Source organism: Nonomuraea sp. NPDC050310, from assembly GCF_040655795.1.
Classification (GTDB): Bacteria; Actinomycetota; Actinomycetes; order Streptosporangiales; family Streptosporangiaceae; genus Nonomuraea.
The window spans coordinates 157,541-178,912 of the sequence record NZ_JBFAKP010000019.1; the positions used below are offsets into that span (position 1 = coordinate 157,541).

The window sequence follows — 21,372 nt, forward strand, 5'->3', positions numbered from 1 at the left end:
TTGCCCGATCGAGAGCAGGGAGAATGCATGGAAGCGGTCTTCTTCGACATGGACGGCCTTCTGGTCGACACCGAGAAGCTGTGGCTGGAGGTGGAGACCAAGGTCATGGCCAAGCTCGGCGGCGAGTGGACGCCGGAGCACCAGACCCACCTGGTGGGCGGCTCGATGGAGCGCACGGTGGCCTACATGCTGGCCGTCTCCGGCTCCGACGTCGCCCCCGAGACGCTGCGTGAGTGGATGATCCAGGGCATGATCTCCCGGCTGCGCGAGGGCGTGACGATGATGCCCGGCGCGCTGGAGCTGCTCGACGCGCTGCGCGCCGAGGGGGTGCCCGTGGCGCTGGTGACCTCCTCGCTGAAGGAGATCGCCGACGCGGTGCTGACCTTCGTGGGCCGCGAGCGGTTCGACACCATCGTGACCGCCGACGACGTGACGCACACCAAGCCCGACCCCGAGCCCTACCTGACCGCGGCGCAGCGGCTGGGCGTGGAGCCGACCCGCTGCGTGGTCCTGGAGGACTCGCCGAACGGGGTGGCGGCCGGAACGGCGGCCGGGTGCGCCGTCGTGGCGGTGCCGAGCCTGCTGCCGATCGAGCCCGCGCCAGGACGTCTCGTTCTGGTCTCATTGACTGAGACCAACGTGTCTCAACTTCGTGACCTTGTGTCCACCGGGTCATGACCCAATCACGATTGCGACACAGGTCGTGACTAGGGCTTTTCCTGACACAACCCCGCCAGAGACCATACTCCGAAGACCTATGACCGGGTCCGTCCTTGGCAGGACGGAACTTACTGAGGTGGAATATGGAAGCACGAAAGCGACTGTCCGCGGTCGTGGCCGGCGGCGCTCTGCTGCTGGCGGCGGCCGCCTGTGGCGGTGGCGGGGGGACGGGCAACCAGCCGGGCGAGAGCACGCAGCCCTCCGCAGGGGGCGGCGGGGACAAGGCCTTCGTCTGGGCACTGTCGGCTGAGCCCAAGGCCCTGGACGGCGCGTACGTCAGCGACGGCGAGTCGCTCCGGGTCGTCCGCCAGATCTTCGAGGGTCTGGTCGGCACCAAGCCCGGCGCCACCGACGTGGTCCCGGCGCTGGCCACCAAGTGGGAGTCCACCGACGCCACCAACTGGACCTTCACCCTCAAGCAGGGCGTGAAGTTCCACGACGGCACCGACTTCAACGCCGAGGCCGCCTGCTGGAACTTCGAGCGCTGGTTCAACTTCAAGGGCGCCCAGCAGAACCCCGCGGTCAGCTACTACTGGCAGACCGTCTTCGGCGGCTTCGCGAAGAACGAAGACCCGGAGATGACGCCCAGCTCCTACAAGGGCTGCAAGACCGAGGGCGCCGACAAGATCGTCATCAGCCTCGCCTCGCCGTCGGCCAGCTTCATCTCCGCGCTGAGCCTGCCGTCGTTCTCGATGGTCAGCCCCGCCGCGATCCAGAAGAGCGGCGACGCGGTCGAGATGAAGGGCGACGCGCCGGAGTTCACCGGCAAGTTCGCCACCGAGGCCCCGGTCGGCACCGGCCCCTACAAGTTCGTCTCCTGGGCCCGCGGTGACAAGCTCACCCTGGAGGCCTTCGACGGCTACCACGGCGAGAAGGCCAAGATCAAGTCGCTGATCTTCCGCGCCATCTCCGACGCCCCCGCCCGCCGCCAGGCTCTGGAGAGCGGCGAGATCGACGGCTTCGACCAGGTCGAGCCCGCCGACGTCGAGACGCTGAAGGGCGCCGGCTACACCATCCAGGAGCGCCCGGCGCTCAACGTGGGCTACATCGGCTTCAACCAGAAGCTCGCGCCGATGGACAACCCCAAGATCCGCCAGGCCATCGCCCACGCGATCAACCGTGAGGCCCTGGTCAAGGCGAAGTACCCGCCCGGCTCCACCGTGGCGACCCAGTTCATGCCGCCGGAGCTGGCCGGCTACAACGAGCAGGTCACGACCTACCCGTACGACGTGAACAAGGCCAAGCAGCTCATCGCCGAGTCCGGCGTGGCCAACCCGACGGTCGAGCTCTGGTACCCGACCGGCGTCACCCGCCCGTACATGCCCGACCCCAAGGCCAACTTCGAGGCCTTCAAGGCCGACCTCGAGGCCGCCGGCTTCAAGGTCGTCGTCAAGTCGGCGCGGTGGACCCCCGAGTACATCGACGCCGTCGACAACGGCAAGGCCATGATCTTCATGATCGGCTGGAACGCCGACTTCGCCGACGCCGACAACTTCGTCGGGACCTTCTTCCAGGCCCCGCAGAAGCGCTGGAGCTTCGACAACAAGGAGATCTTCGGCAAGCTCGACGAGGCCGAGCGCGAGACGGACCCCGCCAAGCGGACCGCCCTGTACCAGGAAGCCAACAAGCTCATCATGGACTTCCTGCCCGGCCTGCCGTACGTGCACAACAAGTCGTTCGTCGGCCTCGGCAAGGACATCAAGGGCTTCCTCACCGACCCGCTGAGCAACGAGAACTTCTCCCTGGTGTCCCGAGGCTGATGCTCCGGTTCATCGTCCGGCGGCTCCTGGTGCTCGTTCCCGTGCTCCTGGGGCTGTCGATAGCACTCTTCGCATGGGTGCGCGCGCTGCCCGGATCGCCTGCACAGGCGCTTCTGGGCGAGCGCGCCACCCAGGCGCAGATCGATCTCATCAACCGGCAGATGGGCCTGGATGAGCCGATCTACGTCCAGTACTTCAGGTTCCTGGGCAAGATCGTGCAGTTCGACTTCGGCACTTCTGTCCAGACCAATCAGCCGGTCCTCGACGAGATGATCCGGCGCTTCCCCGCCACCTTCGAGCTCGGCGTCACGGCGCTGCTGCTGGCCGTGGTCGTCGGCGTCCCCCTGGGCTACTTCGCGGCCCGGCGCGGCGGGACGTGGCTCGACTCGGCCACCATCACCGGCTCGCTGGTCGGCATCACCATTCCGGTGTTCTTCCTCGCGTACATGCTGAAGTACGTCTTCGCCGTCAAGCTGGGCTGGTTCCCCAACACCGGCCGGCAAGAGGCGCGGATGCTGAACGTCGAGCACCCCACCGGTTTCTACGTCCTGGACGGCCTGGTCACCGGGAACATGGCCGCCTTCTGGGACGCGATCCTGCACCTGGTCCTGCCGGCCGTCGCGCTGGCCACGATCCCGCTGGCGATCATCGCGCGCATCACGCGCGCCGCCGTGCTGGACGTGCTCAACGAGGACTACGTGCGCACGGCCGAGTCCAAGGGCCTCACCGCCGGGGTGGTGACCCGCCGGCACGTGCTGCGCAACGCGCTGCTGCCGGTGACCACCGTGGTCGGCCTGCAGTTCGGCCTGCTCATGTCGGGAGCGATCCTGACCGAGACCGTCTTCGCCTTCCCCGGCGTGGGCAAGTTCGTCGCCGACGCCATTCCCACCCGCGACTATCCCAGCATCCAGGGGTTCATCCTGGTGATCGCCACCCTCTTCGTGCTGATCAACCTGGTGGTGGACGTGGCCTACGGCCTGATTGATCCGAGGGTGAGGGTCAAATGAGCCTTGGAGCCGCAGAGGCCGCCATCACGGTGGCCGAGGAGCAGGGCGGCGGCCTGTGGCGCGAGGCCGTCAAGCGGCTGTCGCGCAACCCCGCCGCGATCATCGGGGCCGTCCTCATCGCGTTGTTCGTCTTCGTGGCGATCTTCGCCGACTGGCTGGCCCCGTACACCGCCATGGCCCCCGACCTGTCCCAGATCGAGGGCCCCGGCCACGTGCCGGGCCCGAGCGCGGAGCACTGGCTGGGCCTGGACGACAACGGCCGCGACCTGCTGTCCAGGATCATCCTGGGGGCCCGGCAGTCGCTGCTGGTCGGCGTGGTCTCGCTGCTGTTCGGCATGGCCGGCGGCATCATCCTGGGCCTGCTGGCCGGCGGGCTGGGCGGCTGGGTGGACTCCACCGTGATGCGCCTGGTCGACATGATGCTCGCCATCCCCGGCCTGCTGTTCGCCATCGGCATCGCCGCCATGCTGGGGCAGGGCATGACCGCCGTGATGATCGCCATCGGCGTCGTCAACATCCCGGTCTTCGCCCGGCTGCTGCGTGGCCAGATGCTGGCCCAGCGCGAGGCCGACTACGCGCTGGCCGCCAAGTCCCTGGGCGTCAAGCGCAGCCGGATCATCCTCGGGCACGTCTTCCCCAACTCGCTCACCCCGGTGATCGTGCAGGGGACCCTGACGCTGGCCACTGCCATCATCGAGGCGGCCGGCCTGGCCTTCCTCGGGCTGTCCGGCGAGGACCCCTCCATCCCGGAGTGGGGCCGCATGCTCGCCGAGTCGCAGCGCCACCTGGCCAACGCCCCGCAACTGGTCATCGCGCCCGGCGTGGCGATCGTCCTGGCCGCGCTCGGCTTCACGCTGCTCGGCGAAGCGCTGCGCGAGGCCCTCGACCCGAAGTACCGGCGGTGAACGTGAACAACCTGCTCGACGTCAACGATCTGGAGATCGTCTTCAGCCGTCGGGGCCGCCGGGACGTGCGCGCGGTCGACAAGGTCAGCTTCTCCGTCGCGCCCGGCGAGACCGTCGGCCTGGTCGGCGAGTCCGGCTGCGGCAAGTCGGTGACCTCGCTGGCCATCATGGGCCTGCTCCCCAAGCGGGGCGTACGGCTCGGCGGCAGCATCTCCTTCGACGGCACCGAACTGATCGGCCTGCCCCAGGACAAGCTGCGCCGCATGCGCGGCCGCGACCTGGCCATGGTCTTCCAGGACCCGATGACCTCGCTCAACCCGGTGATCCCCATCGGCACGCAGGTCACCGAGGTGCTGGTGCGCCATCGCGGGCTCAGCGGCGACGCCGCCCGCAAGGAGGCGGCCGACCTGCTGGCCAGGGTCGGCATCCCCGACCCGGCGCGGCGGCTGAAGGAGTACCCGCACCAGTTGTCCGGCGGCATGCGCCAGCGCGCCCTCATCGCGATGGCGCTGGCGGCCAAGCCCCGGCTGCTGATCGCCGACGAGCCCACCACGGCGCTCGACGTGACCATCCAGGCGCAGATCCTGGAGCTGCTCAAGGAGCTCGTGCGCGAGTCCGGCACCGCGCTCATCATGATCACGCACGACCTGGGCGTGGTCGCGGGCATGTGCGACAGCGTCCACGTCATGTACTCCGGGCGGATCGTGGAGCGGGCCGGGCGGCGCGAGCTGTTCGGCCACCCCCGCCACCCGTACACCGGCGGCCTGCTCGCCTCCATCCCGCGCCTCGACCAGCCCCGGGGGGAGCGCCTGGAACCCATCCAGGGCTCGCCGCGCGACATGCTGGCCTGGGCCGAGGGCTGCGCCTTCGCACCGCGCTGCCGCAACCGGGTGGAGGAGTGCGTCGGCACGCCGCCCGCGCTCGGGCCCGACCGCCTGCGGCCGGAGCACGAGCTGCGCTGCTACAACCCGCTCGGGGGATCGAATGACTGAGCAGACCAACGACGACGTGCTGATGTCCGTGCGCGGGCTCAAGGTGCACTTCCCGATCAAGAAGGGGGTGTTCGTCGACAAGGTCGTCGGGCACGTCCGGGCGGTCGACGGGGTGGACCTCGACATCCGCAGGGGCAAGACCTACGGCCTGGTCGGCGAGTCCGGCTGCGGCAAGTCGACGCTCGGCCGGGCGATGCTCCGGCTGGTCGAGCCCACCGACGGCACGGTCACCTTCGACGGCGTCGAGATGCGCTCGCTGCGGCCCGAGCCGCTGCGGCTGCTGCGGCGCCGGCTCCAGATGGTCTTCCAGGACCCCCTGGCGTCCCTGGACCCGCGCCAGAGCGTGGAGTCGATCCTGACCGAGCCGCTGCGCACGCACGCCTTCAAGGGCGATCACGGCGCGCGCGTGCGGGAACTGCTCGACGTGGTCGGCCTGCCGGCCAACGCCGCCGGGCGCTACCCGCACGAGTTCTCCGGCGGCCAGCGCCAGCGGGTGGGCATCGCCCGCGCGATCGCGCTCAACCCGGAGATGATCATCGCGGACGAGCCGGTCTCCGCGCTGGACGTGTCGATCCAGGCGCAGATCGTCAACCTGCTGGAGGACCTGCAGGAGCAGCTCGGCCTCACCTACGTGGTCGTCGCGCACGACCTGGCGGTGGTGCGGCACGTCAGCGACACGATCGGGGTCATGTACCTCGGCGCGATCGTCGAGGAGTCCTCCTCCGACGAGCTGTACGCCGAGCCGCTGCACCCGTACACGATCGCGCTGATGTCGGCGATCCCGATCCCCGACCCCGAGGTCGAGGAGCGGCGTGAGCGCATCCTGCTCACCGGGGACCTGCCCTCGCCGGCCAACATCCCGCCCGGCTGCCGCTTCCACACCCGCTGCCCCTTCCGGCAGACCACCCGCTGCGCCGACGAGGTGCCGGCGCTGCGGGAGATCCGGCCGGGGCGCAAGGTGGCCTGCCACTGGTCGGAGGAGATCGTCTCCGGCCGCATCCAGGCCGCGGCCAGCTCGCACGACCCGACCGCGACCGAGGTCGGCCTGCCCGTCTGACCGGCCGGCCGCCGCCCGCTCACTCCCCGGCGCTCCGCCGTACTGTGGAAGAAGCCCTTCCCGTACGGCGGGGCGCTTCGCCGTATCGGGGGTGGCGCATCCGGTATGCCCCCGAGGGCGCCTCAGGGCAGGACCCTCCTTGCGGAGGACCGCCGGCCCGGCGCGGGCGTGCCAGGATGGGGACAAAGCCACAGACGAAGGGGCGGGGCGAGATGCCGATCGATTCCAGTTTCTGGCCGGCGCTGTGCATCGGCCTGACGGCGGCCGGGGGAGTGTTCACCTACCTCGCCTGGCGGCGCCGGGGCCTGCTGCCGGCGCTCCGGCTGGCGGCCTGGTCGCTGCTGCCGATCGCGGCCCTGCTGACCGGGGCGCTCGGCGTGCTGTGGAACATCGGCTCGTCGATCGTGGGGTTCGTGACGGGCCTGGTGCTCAACCCGATGGTGTGGGCGGGCGTGATCCTGGCCGCGGTCTCGGCGGTGCTGTTCGTGGTCACCGGCGTGCTGCGGGGCCGCAAGCTCGCCAAGACGGAGGGCAGGCCGAAGAAGGCCGACAAATCGGTCAAAGCCGAGCAGAAGGGTACGGCTGTCGCTGCCGCCCCGACGGCCCCGCAGGCCGTTCCGGCCGCACCGAAAGCCGCCGCTCCGGCCCGCCGCAAGCCGGCCGGCGACGAGGATTTCTCCGACATCGAGGACATCCTCAAAAAGCACGGCATCAATTAATGTCACGGTTCCGGGACCTAACCGGAACCCCTCACGGACAAACTCGTCAAGATCAACACGAACCCGTTTCGCACCGATCACAGTTGAGCCACAGACCCCCTCAAGGGACTAGCCAGCACAATTGCCCGCAATACATCCTCCGTCGTGGGACCTAGCCACCGCGGTCCCCGCGCGAACGGGCGCCCCTGACCCGGAGGCGCTCGGACGGGCTCAAGCCGTCTGAGATCCAGGGGCTGCGACACGCTTTTGGCAGTGAAGGCTGCGCAGCGCCTTGGTCATGCGAAGGAGGAAGCATGACCGAACGCAGTGAGCCGGTCTTCATCGGAACGGCCGCGGTATCCGCCCCCCTGGTGGGGGTCTGATGTCCGCGCCGCTCGACGTCCCCGGCTCGGCGACGGAGGCCACGCCGGAGGCGGTGGCCCAGTTATCCAGCGCCAAAGCCATCCAGGGCCGCTCGCTCGGTCAGATCGCCTGGATGCGCCTCAAGCGCGACAAGGTCGCCATCGCCGGCGGCATCGTGATCGTCCTGCTCATCCTCATCGCGCTGTTCGCGCCGCTGATCGTGAGCTGGTTCGGTCACCCGCCCAACGAGTTCCACAAGGACCAGCTCGACCCGTTCACCCTCCCCATCGGCGGGACCGGGATCAGCTCGGAGTTCCTGTTCGGCGTGGAGCCCGGCAACGGGCGCGACATCTTCAGCCGGGTCCTGTACGGCTCGCGCATCTCGCTCCTCATCGCCTTCTTCGCCACCGTGCTCTCGGTGATCATCGGCACCGTGATGGGCGTCATCGCCGGCTACTTCGGCGGCTGGGTCGACACCGTCATCAGCCGCATCATGGACGTCTTCCTCGCCTTCCCCCTCCTGGTCTTCGCCATCGCCCTGGTCGGCGTGCTGGGCCAGTTCGAGCAGGAGCTGAAGATCCAGGGCGACACGCTGCGCATCGGGCTGCTGATCTTCGTGATCGGCTTCTTCAGCTGGCCGTACATCGCCCGGATCATCCGAGGGCAGACCCTGTCGCTGCGTGAGCGGGAGTTCGTGGACGCCGCGCGCAGCCTCGGGGCACGCGGGCCGTACATCCTGTTCCGCGAGATCCTGCCCAACCTGATCGCGCCGATCCTGATCTACGCCACGCTGCTCATCCCCACCAACGTGCTGTTCGAGGCGGCGCTGTCGTTCCTGGGCGTGGGCGTCCAGGCGCCGACCGCCACCTGGGGCGGCATGCTCGCCGACGCGGTGCGCCGGTACAACATGTGGCACTTCATGTTCTTCCCCGGCATGGCGATCTTCATCACCGTGCTGGCGTTCAACCTCTTCGGCGACGGGCTGCGCGACGCCTTGGACCCGAAGTCCTCACGCTGACCGACAACTTTCGTTGTCCACCACCACCAAGGGGTGCAAGTAGGAATGATGAGAAGATCACAAGTGGCACTGGCGGCCGCGGGCACCACGCTCGCGCTCGCCCTGGCCGCCTGCGGCGGCGGCTCGACCGGCACGGAGAGCTCGCCCGGCGCCACCGGCAGCCCCGGCGGGGCCTCGCAGCCCGCGGCGGCGGCGGAGGACAAGTTCAACGCCGGCATCGACAACGTCTTCAACCCGTCCGACGCCAAGGGCGGGACGCTGAAGATGGCCGTCTCCGAGGACTGGGACTCCATCGACCCCGGAGACACCTACTACGGCATGTCCTGGAACCTCAGCCGCATCTACGCGCGGCCGCTGGTCACCTACAAGCCGGCCCCCGGCAAGCAGGGCCAGGAGCTCGTGCCCGACCTCGCCGAGGCATTAGGCGTCCCGTCGGACGACGCCAAGACCTGGACCTACAAGCTGCGCGCCGGCCTGAAGTTCGAGGACGGCACGCCGATCACGTCGAAGGACGTCAAGTACGCGGTGCTCCGCTCCCTGGACAAGACCGTCCTGGTGAACGGCCCGACCTACTTCAACGACTTCCTCGACCTGCCGAAGGACTTCAAGAGCGTCTACAAGACGCCGGACGTGAAGACCGACCAGGCGATCGAGACCCCCGACGACCAGACGATCATCTTCCACCTGAAGAAGGCGTTCGGCGGCTTCGACTACTTCGCGGCCCTGCCCGCGACCGCCCCGGTCCCGCAGGCCAAGGACACCGGCGCCAAGTACCGCGAGCACCCGATCGCGTCCGGCCCCTACATGTTCGAGACCGTCGAGGCCGGCAAGCAGTACGTGCTGGTCCGCAACCCGAACTGGGACCAGGCCACCGACCCGATCCGCAAGGCCCTCCCGGACCGGTACGAGATCTCGCTCGGCGTCAACGCCGACGACCTCGACAACCGCCTGATCTCGGGCGACCTGCACGTGGACGTGGCCGGCACCGGCCTGCAGCCCGCCGCGCTCGGCCGCGTGGCCGGCGACGAGGCGCTCAAGGCCCGGACCGACAACCCGACGGCCACCCGGACCTGGTACACCTCGATCATCCCCGACGTCCCGCCGTTCGACAACGTCGAGTGCCGCAAGGCCGTGCTCTTCGCGGCCGACCGCGACGCCCTGCAGAACGCCTACGGCGGCGCCATCGGCGGCGAGATCGCGACCAGCCTCATGCCTCCGGGCCTGGCCGGCTGGAAGAAGATCGAGCTCTACCCGACCAGCGGCAGCGGCGACGTCGAGAAGGCCAAGGCCGCCCTGGCCGCCTGCGGCAAGCCCGAGGGCTTCGAGACCAACATCTCCTACCGCGCCGACCGGCCGAAGGAGAAGGCCACCGCCGAAGCCATCCAGCAGGCGCTGGCCAAGGTCGGCATCAAGGTCAACCCGAAGGGTTACCCGACCGGCGACTACTTCCGCCTCTACGCCGGCAAGCCCGACTTCGTGAAGAAGAACGGCATCGGCCTGGCCGTCAACGGCTGGGGCGCCGACTGGAACACCGGCTTCGGCTTCATGTCGCAGATCGTGGACAGCCGCACCATCCGCGAGTCGGGCGGCAACTACAACCTGTCCATCAAGGACAAGGAGATCGACGGCCTCATCGACCAGTCGCTCGGTGAGACCGACGCCAACAAGGTCGCCGAGTACTGGGCGAAGATCGACCAGATCGTCATGGAGCGGGCCTACGTCCTTCCGGGCGTCTACTCCAAGGGCCTGCCGATGCGCGGCAAGGGCGTCACGAACGTCTTCGTGAGCGGCGCCTGGGACATGTACGACTACCTGAACATGGGTGTGCAGCAGTAACCGTCCATCCGGCACGACCGAGGTGATGGTGGCCGGGCCCCGCGGGGCCCGGCCACCGGAACCGGGGGAGCAGTGGTCACCTACCTCATCCGGCGCCTGTTCGGCGCCCTGCTCATGCTCATCGTGGTGAGCATGGTCACCTTCTCGATCTTCTTCCTGGTGCCGCGCGCCGCAGGCGCGACGCCCACGGACTTCGCCAGCCGCTATCTCGGCAAGTCCGCCAATCAGGAGATGATGGTGGCACTGGCCCAGAAGCTCGGCTTCTACGACCCGATCCCGCTGCAGTACTGGCGCTGGATCAAGGCCGTCTTCGTCGGGGACACCTTCGACACCGGCACCTCGATCGAAACCTGCCCGGCGCCGTGTTTCGGCTACTCCTTCCTGAAGAACTCGCCCGTCTGGGACGACATCCTCAGCCGGTTGCCGGTCACCCTGTCGCTGGCCATCGGCGCCGGCATCATCTGGCTGGTCGTCGGCGTGGCCATCGGCGTGCTGTCGGCCCTGAAGAAGGGCACCATCTTCGACCGCGCTGCGATGACCGTCGCGCTGGCCGGCGTCTCGCTGCCGGTCTTCTTCACCGGCATGATGTCGCTGGTCGTCTTCAGCTACGCCTGGAAGCTCACCGCCCCGGGCGGCAGTTACACCCCGATCACCCAAGATCCGCTGATGTGGGCCTACAACCTGATCCTGCCCTGGATCACGCTGGCCTTCCTCACCGCGGCCGCCTACGCCCGGCTCACCCGGGCCGGCATGCTCGAGACGATGAGCGAGGACTACATCCGCACCGCCCGCGCCAAGGGCCTGCGCGAGTCGAAGGTCATCGCCAAGCACGGCCTGCGCGCCGCGCTGACCCCGATCGTCACGATCTTCGGTCTCGACCTCGGCCTGCTGCTCGGCGGCGCCGTGCTCACCGAGTCGACCTTCTCGCTCAAGGGCATCGGCCAGTTCGCCATCGAATCCATCCAGACCAACGACCTGCCGCGGATCATGGGCGTGACGATGGTCGCCGCCTCCTTCATCGTCTTCGCCAACCTGGTCGTGGACCTGATCTACGGACTCGTCGACCCGAGGGTGAGGCTGGGATGACCGCCCCTGAGCAGGTCCTGGTGGACCTCGCGGAAGGCCCGCCCGCCTTCCTGGAACTGCGCGACCTGAAGATCCACTTCCCGACCGACGACGGCCTGGTCAAGTCGGTCGACGGCCTGTCCTTCCGGCTGGAGCGCGGCCGGACCCTCGGCATCGTCGGCGAGTCCGGCTCCGGCAAGAGCGTGACCAGCCTGGGCATCCTCGGCCTGCACAAGGGCGGCCGGGCCAAGATCTCCGGCGAGATCTGGCTCGACGGCGAGGAACTCGTCTCGGCCACCCCCGAGCACGTGCGGCGGCTGCGCGGCAAGAAGATGGCGATGATCTTCCAGGATCCGCTGTCGTCGATGCACCCGTACTACACCGTCGGCAACCAGATCATCGAGGCGTACCGGATCCACAACCCGGTCAGCAAGAAGGTGGCCCGCAAGCACGCCATCGACCTGCTCGGCCGGGTCGGCATCCCCGAACCCGCCAGCCGCGTCGACAGCTACCCGCACGAGTTCTCCGGCGGCATGCGCCAGCGCGCCATGATCGCCATGGCGCTGTCGTGCGACCCCGAGCTGCTCATCGCCGACGAGCCCACCACGGCGCTCGACGTCACCGTCCAGGCCCAGATCCTCGACCTGATGCGCGACCTGCAGCGCGAGTTCAACTCCGCGCTCATCGTCATCACCCACGACCTGGGCGTGGTCGCCGAGCTCTCCGACGACATCCTGGTGATGTACGGCGGCAAGTGCATCGAGTACGGCTCCGCCGAAGACGTCTTCTACCGCCCCGAGCACCCCTACACCTGGGGCCTGCTCGGCTCCATGCCCCGCCTGGACCGGGAGCCGACCGAACGGCTCCTGCCGATCAAGGGCTCCCCGCCCTCGCTGATCAACGTGCCGAGCGGCTGCTCCTTCCACCCGCGCTGCCCCTACGCCGACCGCACCGACGGCCGGGCCGCCGCCGAGGTGCCCGAGCTGAACCAGGCCGAGCCCGGCCACCTCGTCCGGTGCCACCTGCCCCGGGACGAGCGGCGCGCCCTGTGGGAGACCGAGATCAAGCCCTTCCTGGAGACACAGTGACCGCACGTGAACCGCTGCTGGCGGCACGCGACCTGCAAAAGCACTTCCCGGTGACCAAGGGCCTGTTCCAGCGGCAGGTCGGCGCCGTGAAGGCGGTCGACGGGGTCAGCTTCGAGGTCTTCAAGGGCGAGACGCTCGGCCTGGTGGGCGAGTCCGGCTGCGGCAAGTCCACCACCGGGCGGCTGCTCACCCGGCTGCTCGAACCCACCGGTGGCACGATCACCTTCGAGGGCGTCGACATCACGCACCTGTCGCAGGGCCGCATGCGGCCGCTCCGCCGCGACATGCAGATGATCTTCCAGGACCCGTACTCCTCGCTCAACCCCCGGCACACGGTCGGCACCATCGTCGGCGCCCCGTACCGCATCCAGGGCGTCAAGACCGAGAACGGCGTCAAGAAGGCCGTCCAGGACCTGCTCGAACTGGTCGGGCTCAACCCCGAGCACTACAACCGCTACCCGCACGAGTTCTCCGGCGGCCAGCGCCAGCGCATCGGCATCGCCCGCACGCTGGCCCTGCGGCCCAAGCTGATCATCGCCGACGAACCGGTCTCCGCCCTCGACGTCTCCATCCAGGCCCAGGTGGTCAACCTGCTGGAGGACCTGCAGGGCGAGCTCGACCTGACCTACGTCGTCATCGCGCACGACCTGTCGGTCGTGCGGCACATCAGCGACCGGGTCGCGGTCATGTACCTCGGGAAGATCGTCGAGCTGGCCGACCGCAAGACGCTCTACAGCACCCCGATGCACCCCTACACCAACGCCCTGCTGTCGGCGGTGCCCATCCCCGACCCCAAGGCCCGCACCGAGCGCGAGCGCATCCGCCTCACCGGCGACGTGCCCTCCCCGCTCAACCCGCCGCCCGCCTGCCGCTTCCACACCCGCTGCTGGAAGGCCCAGGAGATCTGCAAGACCGAGGAGCCCGCGCTGGTCACGCACGCCGGGGGCCAGCAGGTCGCCTGCCACTTCCCGGAGAACGCGCCCACGGGCGGCTGACGGCTCAGGGCCCGAAGCGGATCACCAGCCAGGCCCGGTAGGCCGAGCCTGGCGTGATGCCGCTGGCGGAGCTCCACACCAGCGACAGCACCGGGGGCGACTTGGTGAGGTCGAGCGCGCCGAGCAGGCCGGCCGACGCCTTCGTGGCGTCCTGGCCGGTCTCGGCGCTCGCCGACAACTGGACCAGGTCGCCCCGGCGCGTCCAGGTGCCGCGCAGCGGATAGAGGTCGGTCCTGGTCAGCGCGGGGGCGAAGGTGAAGCCGCCGTCGTGTTCGAACCGCCAGCGGGCCGTGCCGAGCCGCTGCCTCGCCGCGGCGGCCCACTCGGGCCTGCCCTCCATGACCTGGACCGAGCTCACCTCGACGGTCCGGGCGCTCACCGGCAGGCTCCGGCCGTGCCAGCGCACGTCGGAACCGAGCGCCATGCCGTACAGCAGCGCCGGCAGCAGGGCGGCGGCGAAGTAGGCGGTCAGCGGCGCCCGGCGCCCGCGCAGCCCGGTGACGAACGGCCAGGCCAGCAGCAGCACGATCATGGCGGCGAGCTGCACCCGGCCGTCCACCAGCGCCTCGCGCACCCGCGCCGCGACGCTGCCCCACGGCTCCTCGCCGATCAGCAGGTAGGCGGGCAGCGCGACCAGCGCCGCCAGCGCCAGCCGCAGCGCCCACGCCAGCGGGAAGGCGAGCAACACCAGCACGTTTCCGGTACGGCGGCGCCGCACGACCGCGCGCCTGAGCGACGCGGGCGGATGGGTCAGCCAGGACCTGCGCTGCGGCGAGGCCAGCGCGCGCAGCAGCGGCTCCGGCCCGAGCTCGCGCACCGCCAGCCGGTCGGCCGACAGCTCCGCCAGCCACAACGCCGCCACCGGCAGCACCAGCACCCGCACCACGTTCGACACCTGCAGCAGCACTTCGGCGCCCAGCTCGGCGCCGAAGACGGCGCTCCCGGTGGCCACGTAGACCGCCAGCGGCAACAGCACCGCCACCGCCAGCACCGGCCCGGCCACCCCGACCATCCGGGTGAACGGGCTGGCCAGCCCGACGATCAGGTGGTCGCGCTGGCGGACGTGCGCGACCTCGTGCAGCAGCACCGCGCAGGCCGCCTCGCGATCCTCCTGCCACATCCGCAGCAGCGGCGGGAAGACCGCCACGCGTGCCGAGCGCCAGCCGGTCGGGTAGATCCGCGCGAGCCGGTCGTTGCGGATTCCCACCCGCACGCCCACCCCCGGCGCCAGCTCGGCCACGTACGCCTCGACCTCGCGCACCACCGGGTCGTCGGAGACGACGAGCCCGCCCCGGCCACGCCGGCCGCGCTCGGCGTAGCGTCCGCGAGCCGCCGGAAACAGCAGGCTCACCACCCCCGCCAGCAGGAACAGCGCCGGCAGCAGCGCGCTGACGCTGCCCAGCAGCAGCAACGCCGATGCCGGCTGGGCCAGCGCGGCGTACTCGCCGAAGCGCCGCACCCACTCGGCCACCAGCTCCGGCAGCCCGACCACCAGATAGCCCGCCAGGTACAGCCACAACCACGGAGGCGACATCCAGCCCGGCCGGCGGCGGGCCGGGGAGGAGCCGGCCGGTTCGCTGGCGGCCAGGTCCGCCACCAGCCGGCGAGCCTCCGCCAGCTCGGCGTCCAGCAGCAGGCCGACCTGGGCGTACGCCTTCTCGCTCGCCTGCTCGGGCGACCAGCCGTGGACGCGGAAGCGGGCGGTCATCACGTCGATCGCGTCCTGCAGCAGCTCGCCCTCGCCGCCGCCCGGCGCCACGAAGTCCGGCCGGCCGCTCTGGCCGGCGGCCGCCGCCCGGCGATCCCGGCGGCGCGAGTCGATCAGCGAGTACACGGCCAGGGTGTTGCCGATCAGCCCGTCCGACAGCAGGTCGTGCAGGAGCTCCGCCGCGGCGCGCAGGCCGTCCAGCAGGATCGGCAGCTCCGCGGGCGACAGGCCCTGGCCGAACCCGCCCGGCTCGCCGCCCTCCGCGCTGAACAGCGCCTCACGTTCCGGACCGCCCCGCACGTAGGCCAGGCCGACCTGGGCGGCCAGCGCCACCTCGCCGGGAGCCAGGCGCTCGGCCAGGCGGGGCGCCCACACGGCTACAGAGTTCACAGGGGCACTCCCAGGACGGCGGCGCCGGGACACTCACCTCTTCGCCCGCGCCCCCGCGCCCGTTACGCCCCCTGACGGGCTAGGAGAGCGCCCCGGGAGTGATCAGCCCGGTCTCGTAGGCCAGCACCACGGCCTGCACCCGGTCACGCAGCCCCAGCTTGGTCAGCACGTTGCCCACGTGCGTCTTGACCGTCGTCTCGCTGACCACCAGCTTGGCCGCGATCTCCGCGTTGGACATGCCCCGCGCGATCAGCCGCAGCACCTCCAGCTCCCGCTCGGTCAGCCGGTCGAGCCGGGCCGGGGTCGACTGCTCGGACGCCGGCGGCAGCTTGGCCGCGAACCGGTCGAGCAGCCGCCGCGTCACGCTCGGCGCCACGATCGCGTCCCCGTCGGCCACCACCCGGATCGCCTGCACCAGCTCGTCCGGCGGGACGTCCTTCAGCAGGAAGCCCGAGGCGCCCGCGCGGAGCGCCTCCACGATGTACTCGTCGAGGTCGAAGGTGGTCAGCACGAGCACCTTGGGCACGTGCGCCCCGGCCGCGCCGTCGCGCACGATCCGCCGGGTGGCCTCGATGCCGTCGATGCCGGGCATCCGGATGTCCATCAGCACCACGTCCGGCAGCAGGGCCCGCGTCTGCTCCATGGCCGACTTGCCGTCGCCCGCCTGACCGACCACGGTGATGTCCGTCTCGGCCTCCAGGATCAGCCGGAACCCGGTGCGCAGCAGCGGCTGGTCGTCCACCAGCAGCACTCTGATCGTCATGACAGCGGGAACCTCGCCTGGATCTCGAAACCACCGCCCGGTCGCGGCCCGACCTTCAGGATTCCACCATAGATGGCCACCCGCTCGCGAATGCCGACCAAGCCGTGACCCCGCCCGCGCTCGCCCCTGCCCGCCTCACCCGGGCCACGTTCACCGGCGCTCCGGTCGCCCGGGCCGCCGCGCTCCGGCGATCCCGCCGTCGCCGCGCCCTGGCCGTCGTCCAGGACCTCCACGTCCAGCTCACCCGGCCGGTGCCGTACGGTCACCACCGCCCTGGCCGCCGTCCCCGCGTGCCGCAGGCTGTTGGTCAGCCCCTCCTGGATCAGCCGGTAGGCGGCCAGATCCACCCCCGCGGGCAACGGGGCGGCCTCGCCCTCGACCACCAGATCGGTGGCCAGCCCCGCCTCCCGCATCTGCTCGACCAGCATCGGCAGCGACTCCATCCCCGGCTGCGGCCCCCGCTCGGCCGGGCTGCGCAGCACCCCGACCAGGTCCCGCATCTCGCGCATCGCCACCCGGCCCGTGCTCTCGATCGCCGACAGCGCCTCGCGGGCCTGCTCCGGATCCTCCGTCAGCACCCGCCGGGCCGCCGCCGCCTGGACCGTCATCACGCTCACGTGATGGGCCACCACGTCGTGCAGCTCCCGGGCGATCCGCGAGCGCTCCTCGGCCTTGGCCGCCCGGGCGTCGGCCTCCCTGGCGCGCTCCAGACGGCTTGCGCGGTCCTTCAGCTCCTCCAGGTAGGCCCGGCGCAGCCGCAATCCGCGGCCCATGCCCCACACCCCGGCCAGGATCGCCACCTGCAGCACGTGCACCGCCACCGTCACCGGCAGCTCCTCGGCCGACACCACCGCCAGCGCGTACGCCAGCAGCGACACCAGCAACCCGCCCAGCGCCACCGCCAGCCCCCGGTAGGCGGCCACCGAGTACAGCAGGACCAGATGGGCGACGCTGGAGAACCCGTAACCGGTGATCACCAGCACCACGTCCGGGAGCAGGCTCGCGCACAACGCCGCCAGCGGCCAGCGCCGCCGTACCGCCACCGGCAGGCACGCCAGCCCCACCAGCACCGCCGCCCCGCCATCCGGCTCCCGCACCGGCCGTAGCAGGTCACCGGCGGCCGAGCCCGCCAGCTCGCCCGAGTCCACGAGGACGAACAGCGAGACGGAAACCACGGCCAGGCCGATCGCCAGGGCCGAGTCGATGAGCAGGGCTCGGCGGTTGTGCACGGGCTTACTGTAACCGCAGGTGAACGACCCCTTCCTCCTCCCAGGGGAGGAACCCCCCATCCCCCTCCAGACCACCCCATCTCCCCACATGTACGGGGGAGGGCGACCCAAAGAGGGGGCGGCGGGGGCCTTCGGGAAGGTGACCCAGGAAGACGAGGCCCGGAGACGGGGGGACGGAGGCCCGGGGGAGCAGGGTCCTGGGGACCAGCGACCGGGAGGAGCGGGGACCGGGAGCGGGGACAGAGGGCCGGGGAGCGGGGACCAGGGGAACCGGTCCGGGGAGCGGCCGGATCCGGGGAGGGGGACCGGGGGAAGGGACCGGGGGAAGGGGCCGAGGGAAGGGGACCGGGGGAAGGGGACCGGGACAGGCGGCCCCACCCCCGCAGCCCACCCAACCAATGCGGTCTGTAGCCCGACGGAGGGTGATGATCCTTTGCGGCGGCCAGGTGTCCCCGTCCGGGGCGGCCGGGGGCGAGCTAGGCGGCCGGGACGGGGCGAGGCCACGACGGGCCAGCGCAGAGACGGAGGACGGCGCACAGACAGGGGACCAGAGCCGGGGCGGAACAAGGGGGCAAGGCAGAGGGCAGCAACAGATGGAGCGGGAGCCCTTCGGGCAGCTCAGGCGGGGAGCCGCACGCGGGCGGCCCCACCTCCGCGGCTCACCCAACCAATGCGGTCTGTAGCCCGGCGGCGGGTGGTGATCCTGTGCGGCGACCACGGCCGGGCCGGCCGGACGGGTGGGGGAGGTGGGTCAGAGTTCGTCGGTGGCGGAGCGGCGGTGGCTGCGGATGCGGTCGCCGGGCTGGCGGTCCGGGACGGGCGGCGGCGTCCCCCCGAACTCCGGGCAAAGCGCCTGATGGTCACACCAGTCGCACAACCGGGACGGCCGCGCCCGCCACTCGCCCGACTCCAGCGCCCGCTCGATGGCGGTCCACAACGCCTGGACCTTGCGCTCGGTGGCGCGCAGGTCGGCCTCGTCCGGGGCGTACCGCAACACCTCGCCCCGTCCGCCGAGGTAGACGAGCTGGAGCAGCCGGGGCACCGTCCCGTGCAGCCGCCACAGCACCAGGGCGTAGAACTTCATCTGAAACAGCGCCTTGGCCTCGAAGTCGGGCCCCGGGGCGCTGCCGGTCTTGTAGTCGACCACCCGCACCTCGCCGGTGGGCGCGACGTCGAGCCGGTCGACGTACCCGCGCAACATGAGGCCGCTGTCGAGCACGGCCTCCACGTAGAGCTCGCGTTCGGCGGGCTCCAGGCGGGTGGGGTCCTCCAGGGTGAAGTACCGCTGCAGCATCTCGCGCGCCTGGGCCAGCCAGGCCGCCTCCTCCTCGGGGCCGGCGAACATCGCGGCGAAGGCCGGGTCCTCGCCGAGCAGGCGGGCCCATTGGGGCTCCAGCAGCTCCAGGGCTGCGGTGACCGAGCGGGAGGGGGCCGGGAGGTCGTAGAGGCGCTCCAGGACCGCGTGGACCAGGGTGCCTCGGACCGCTGCCTGGGAGGGTTTCTCGGGGAGCTGGTCGATGACGCGGAAGCGGTACAGCAGGGGGCAGGTCATGAAGTCGCCCGCTCGCGACGGGGAGAGGACTCCGGTGATCACGGGCCCTGGCTCGGCGGGCGATGTCAACGTCATGCACCGCACTGTAGGTGATGGGGGTGACAACCTGGCTCGGGTGCTTGGGGTTTGGTCGCCGTACCGGGGTGGGGGTCGGACAGGATCATCACCCGGCGTACGGGTTCTCGCCGCATTGGTGGAAGGGGGGTGGGTGGTGGCCCGGCCCCGTCCTCGTCCCCGCCCTCCGAGCCCCCGCTCCCTGAGCCCCGCCGTCCGAGCCCCGCCGTCCGAGCCCCCGCTCCCCGAGGCCCCCGCTCCCCGAGGCCCCCGCTCCCCGAGGCCCCCGCTCCCCGAGGCCCCCGCTCCCCGAGGCCCCCGCCCCCCGAGCCTCCGCCTCCTGAGCCCGCGAGTCCCGCTCCCCGAGTCTCCAGCCTCCAGTCCCGGGGCCTCAGTTCCTCCGGCCTCAGCGCCAATTCTCCGTCCTCTGCCCCGGTTCGCGGTTTCCGTCCTCAGCCCGGGTCTCCCGGCCCCGGTCCCCGGATCCCCGGCCCCAGTCCCGGGGCGCCGGGGCACCGGACCGGTGTTCTTCCCCCTCCCCGCTGCCGGGATTGCCGTCTCCTGGCTGGGTGAGGGGCTGGGGGAGGGTTGGGGCGCGTAGCATCGGGGCAGCGGGACACGAGATGCGTCGAGGAGTTGGTGACAACCGGTGAGCGAGCAGGAGCCACGCCAGGAGAACTCCGGCATCCCCATGGGCAGGCCGTTCGGCATCCCCGTGTACGTCTCCTGGACCTGGTTCATCGTCGCGGCGGTGATCACGTGGATGTTCGCCCCGGTGTTCCGCGAGCACCTGCCCGGGTTCGCCCCGGCGGCCTCCTACGCGGTGGCGTTCGCGTTCGCCGTGCTGCTGTACCTGTCGGTGCTGCTGCACGAGCTGGCGCACAGCGTGGTGGCCAAGATGTACGGGCTGCGGGTGCGGCGGATCGTGCTGTACCTGCTCGGCGGCGTGTCCGAGATCGAGACGGAGCCGAAGCGGCCCGGCCGGGAGTTCCTGATCGCCGCCGCGGGCCCGGTGCTGTCGCTGGGCCTGGCCGGGCTGGGGCTGGCGGCGGACCTGCTGCTGATCGAGGGGCCGGGCGTCGCGCAGGTGCTGGTCCTGCAACTGTGGTTCGCCAACCTCATCGTCGGCGTGTTCAACCTGCTGCCCGGCCTGCCGCTGGACGGCGGCCGGATGCTGAGGGCGGGCGTCTGGAAGCTGAGCGGCGACATGGGCACCGGCACCATCGTCGCCGCGTGGGTGGGGCGCGTCCTGGCGGTCCTGCTGATCCTGTCGCCGTTCCTGCTGTCGATGATGAGCGGCCAGCCGCTCGACCAGTGGCAGGTGGTGTGGTCCCTGCTGCTCGGCTCGTTCATCTGGATGGGCGCGGGCCAGTCGCTGCGCTTCGCCAAGGTGCGGGCGCGCATCCCGCGGATCAACGCCCGCGAGCTGGCCCGCCGTGCCGTACCGGTCACCCCGGACGTGCCGCTGTCGGAGGCGCTGCGCAAGGCGGCGGAGAGCCAGGCCGGAGCGGTCGTGGTCACCGACTACGACGGCCGGCCCACCGCGATCCTCAACGAGGCCGCCGTCCAGGCCACTCCCGAGCAGCGCCGGCCCTGGCTGACCGCCGCGTCGCTGTCGCGCACGCTGGAGCCGGCCATGGTGCTGGCCGCGGACCTGACCGGCGAGGAGCTGATCGAGGCGATGCGTCAGGCGCCCTCGGCCGAGTACCTCCTCGTCGAGCGCGGCGGGGAGATCTTCGGCGTGCTGGCCACGGCCGACGTGAACCGGGTGTTCAGCGGGGTCTGAAGTGATCAGCCCACTTCCGGGTCGTTGACCCTTGCGGATAGGGTTGTCGCGGTCCAGCGGATTCACCGAATCGAGACCGCGATCGCGCGAGCGCCAGGCATGGGCTGGGTATGCGTAAGGCTATGAGTTCGCGGGCGGCTGTTGCTGTTCCGGGGAGGAGAGTTCAGTGACCGACCAGGGCTTCGGGATGGTGGTGCGACCGCTTCCCGGCAACGGGCTGGTCGCCCACCTGGGTGGGCTTCTGCTGGTGTGCGACTCCGGCGACGCCGCCGCGGCCGAGCTGGTCCAGGCCCCACCCGATGAGCGTCGACTTCTTCGACTTCGACGACGTCGACACCGGCGCCGCGCTGCTCCGGGCCGCCTACGAGGCGCTGGTCCCGGCCGGC

Annotated in this window: 17 protein-coding genes; 13 read left to right on the forward strand and 4 right to left on the reverse strand. The window is 70.8% G+C overall.

What is annotated here, in order from left to right; all coding sequences use genetic code 11:
• Window positions 1-27 precede the first annotated feature (27 nt).
• The 12 genes from AB0I67_RS33100 to AB0I67_RS33155 all read left to right on the forward strand — a co-directional run bounded on the left by AB0I67_RS33100 (window position 28) and on the right by AB0I67_RS33155 (window position 13,504).
• The gene (locus tag AB0I67_RS33100) at window positions 28-678 is read left to right on the forward strand and encodes an HAD family phosphatase (RefSeq protein WP_357931661.1); all 651 of its coding nucleotides are present in this window, start codon (window positions 28-30) and stop codon (window positions 676-678) included.
• Window positions 679-803: 125 nt separating this feature from the next.
• Entirely contained in the window at window positions 804-2,480 is a 1,677-nt protein-coding gene (locus AB0I67_RS33105) for an ABC transporter substrate-binding protein (protein WP_357931664.1), read from the forward strand.
• Window positions 2,480-3,487 carry an ABC transporter permease gene (locus AB0I67_RS33110; RefSeq protein WP_357931667.1) on the forward strand — a complete coding sequence of 336 codons (1,008 nt, stop codon included), beginning with the start codon at window positions 2,480-2,482 and terminating at the stop codon, window positions 3,485-3,487. Before AB0I67_RS33105 ends, AB0I67_RS33110 begins: the two co-directional genes overlap by 1 nt.
• Window positions 3,484-4,392: an ABC transporter permease gene (locus tag AB0I67_RS33115; protein WP_357931670.1), complete on the forward strand. Its 909-nt coding sequence runs from the start codon at window positions 3,484-3,486 to the stop codon at window positions 4,390-4,392. The genes AB0I67_RS33110 and AB0I67_RS33115 overlap by 4 nt, the downstream gene beginning before the upstream one ends.
• Window positions 4,389-5,384, forward strand: a complete 996-nt coding sequence (locus tag AB0I67_RS33120; RefSeq protein ID WP_357931673.1) for an ABC transporter ATP-binding protein — start codon at window positions 4,389-4,391, stop codon at window positions 5,382-5,384. The genes AB0I67_RS33115 and AB0I67_RS33120 overlap by 4 nt, the downstream gene beginning before the upstream one ends.
• Complete coding sequence (locus AB0I67_RS33125; protein WP_357931676.1) at window positions 5,377-6,441, forward strand: oligopeptide/dipeptide ABC transporter ATP-binding protein; 1,065 nt, start codon at window positions 5,377-5,379, stop codon at window positions 6,439-6,441. Before AB0I67_RS33120 ends, AB0I67_RS33125 begins: the two co-directional genes overlap by 8 nt.
• Window positions 6,442-6,653: 212 nt before the next feature.
• Entirely contained in the window at window positions 6,654-7,160 is a 507-nt protein-coding gene (locus tag AB0I67_RS33130; protein ID WP_357931679.1) for a cellulose synthase, read from the forward strand.
• 361 nt (window positions 7,161-7,521) lie between these two features.
• Window positions 7,522-8,520: an ABC transporter permease gene (locus AB0I67_RS33135; RefSeq protein ID WP_357931682.1), complete on the forward strand. Its 999-nt coding sequence runs from the start codon at window positions 7,522-7,524 to the stop codon at window positions 8,518-8,520.
• 63 nt (window positions 8,521-8,583) lie between these two features.
• Window positions 8,584-10,356, forward strand: a complete 1,773-nt coding sequence (locus AB0I67_RS33140) for an ABC transporter substrate-binding protein (protein WP_357931685.1) — start codon at window positions 8,584-8,586, stop codon at window positions 10,354-10,356.
• 72 nt (window positions 10,357-10,428) lie between these two features.
• Window positions 10,429-11,442, forward strand: coding sequence for an ABC transporter permease (locus tag AB0I67_RS33145; protein ID WP_357931688.1), 1,014 nt, complete (start codon window positions 10,429-10,431; stop codon window positions 11,440-11,442).
• On the forward strand, window positions 11,439-12,509 hold the full coding sequence (locus AB0I67_RS33150; RefSeq protein ID WP_357931691.1) for an ABC transporter ATP-binding protein: 1,071 nt from the start codon (window positions 11,439-11,441) through the stop codon (window positions 12,507-12,509). The genes AB0I67_RS33145 and AB0I67_RS33150 overlap by 4 nt, the downstream gene beginning before the upstream one ends.
• The gene (locus AB0I67_RS33155) at window positions 12,506-13,504 is read left to right on the forward strand and encodes a dipeptide ABC transporter ATP-binding protein (protein WP_357931694.1); all 999 of its coding nucleotides are present in this window, start codon (window positions 12,506-12,508) and stop codon (window positions 13,502-13,504) included. Before AB0I67_RS33150 ends, AB0I67_RS33155 begins: the two co-directional genes overlap by 4 nt.
• A 4-nt stretch (window positions 13,505-13,508) precedes the next feature.
• Here the strand turns inward: AB0I67_RS33155 and AB0I67_RS33160 are convergent, their stop codons facing one another.
• The 4 genes from AB0I67_RS33160 to AB0I67_RS33175 form a co-directional block, all read right to left on the reverse strand.
• Window positions 13,509-15,602, reverse strand: a complete 2,094-nt coding sequence (locus AB0I67_RS33160; protein WP_357931697.1) for a M48 family metalloprotease — start codon at window positions 15,600-15,602, stop codon at window positions 13,509-13,511.
• A gap of 79 nt (window positions 15,603-15,681) precedes the next feature.
• Complete coding sequence (locus AB0I67_RS33165) at window positions 15,682-16,365, reverse strand: response regulator transcription factor (RefSeq protein ID WP_357931700.1); 684 nt, start codon at window positions 16,363-16,365, stop codon at window positions 15,682-15,684.
• Window positions 16,362-17,594 (reverse strand): histidine kinase, encoded by a 1,233-nt coding sequence (locus tag AB0I67_RS33170; protein ID WP_357931703.1) that lies wholly within the window; start codon window positions 17,592-17,594, stop codon window positions 16,362-16,364. Before AB0I67_RS33170 ends, AB0I67_RS33165 begins: the two co-directional genes overlap by 4 nt.
• Before the next feature lie 751 nt (window positions 17,595-18,345).
• Window positions 18,346-19,221 carry a RecB family exonuclease gene (locus AB0I67_RS33175; RefSeq protein WP_357931706.1) on the reverse strand — a complete coding sequence of 292 codons (876 nt, stop codon included), beginning with the start codon at window positions 19,219-19,221 and terminating at the stop codon, window positions 18,346-18,348.
• Window positions 19,222-19,891: 670 nt separating this feature from the next.
• On the opposite strand from AB0I67_RS33175, the gene AB0I67_RS33180 reads away from it, so the two are divergent.
• Window positions 19,892-20,986, forward strand: a complete 1,095-nt coding sequence (locus AB0I67_RS33180; protein WP_357931727.1) for a site-2 protease family protein — start codon at window positions 19,892-19,894, stop codon at window positions 20,984-20,986.
• The last annotated feature ends 386 nt before the right edge of the window (window positions 20,987-21,372 follow it).

Excerpts from the sequence above, each read along its gene's own strand:
- AB0I67_RS33100 (WP_357931661.1), top strand. The coding sequence starts at position 28 with ATGGAAGCGGTCTTCTTCGACATGGACGGCCTTCTGGTCGACACCGAG.
- AB0I67_RS33105 (WP_357931664.1), top strand. The coding sequence starts at position 804 with ATGGAAGCACGAAAGCGACTGTCCGCGGTCGTGGCCGGCGGCGCTCTG.
- AB0I67_RS33110 (WP_357931667.1), top strand. The coding sequence starts at position 2,480 with ATGCTCCGGTTCATCGTCCGGCGGCTCCTGGTGCTCGTTCCCGTGCTC.
- AB0I67_RS33115 (WP_357931670.1), top strand. The coding sequence starts at position 3,484 with ATGAGCCTTGGAGCCGCAGAGGCCGCCATCACGGTGGCCGAGGAGCAG.
- AB0I67_RS33125 (WP_357931676.1), top strand. The coding sequence starts at position 5,377 with ATGACTGAGCAGACCAACGACGACGTGCTGATGTCCGTGCGCGGGCTC.
- AB0I67_RS33130 (WP_357931679.1), top strand. The coding sequence starts at position 6,654 with ATGCCGATCGATTCCAGTTTCTGGCCGGCGCTGTGCATCGGCCTGACG.
- AB0I67_RS33135 (WP_357931682.1), top strand. The coding sequence starts at position 7,522 with ATGTCCGCGCCGCTCGACGTCCCCGGCTCGGCGACGGAGGCCACGCCG.
- AB0I67_RS33150 (WP_357931691.1), top strand. The coding sequence starts at position 11,439 with ATGACCGCCCCTGAGCAGGTCCTGGTGGACCTCGCGGAAGGCCCGCCC.
- AB0I67_RS33165 (WP_357931700.1), bottom strand. The coding sequence starts at position 16,365 with ATGACGATCAGAGTGCTGCTGGTGGACGACCAGCCGCTGCTGCGCACC.
- AB0I67_RS33175 (WP_357931706.1), bottom strand. The coding sequence starts at position 19,221 with ATGACGTTGACATCGCCCGCCGAGCCAGGGCCCGTGATCACCGGAGTC.
- AB0I67_RS33180 (WP_357931727.1), top strand. The coding sequence starts at position 19,892 with ATGGGCAGGCCGTTCGGCATCCCCGTGTACGTCTCCTGGACCTGGTTC.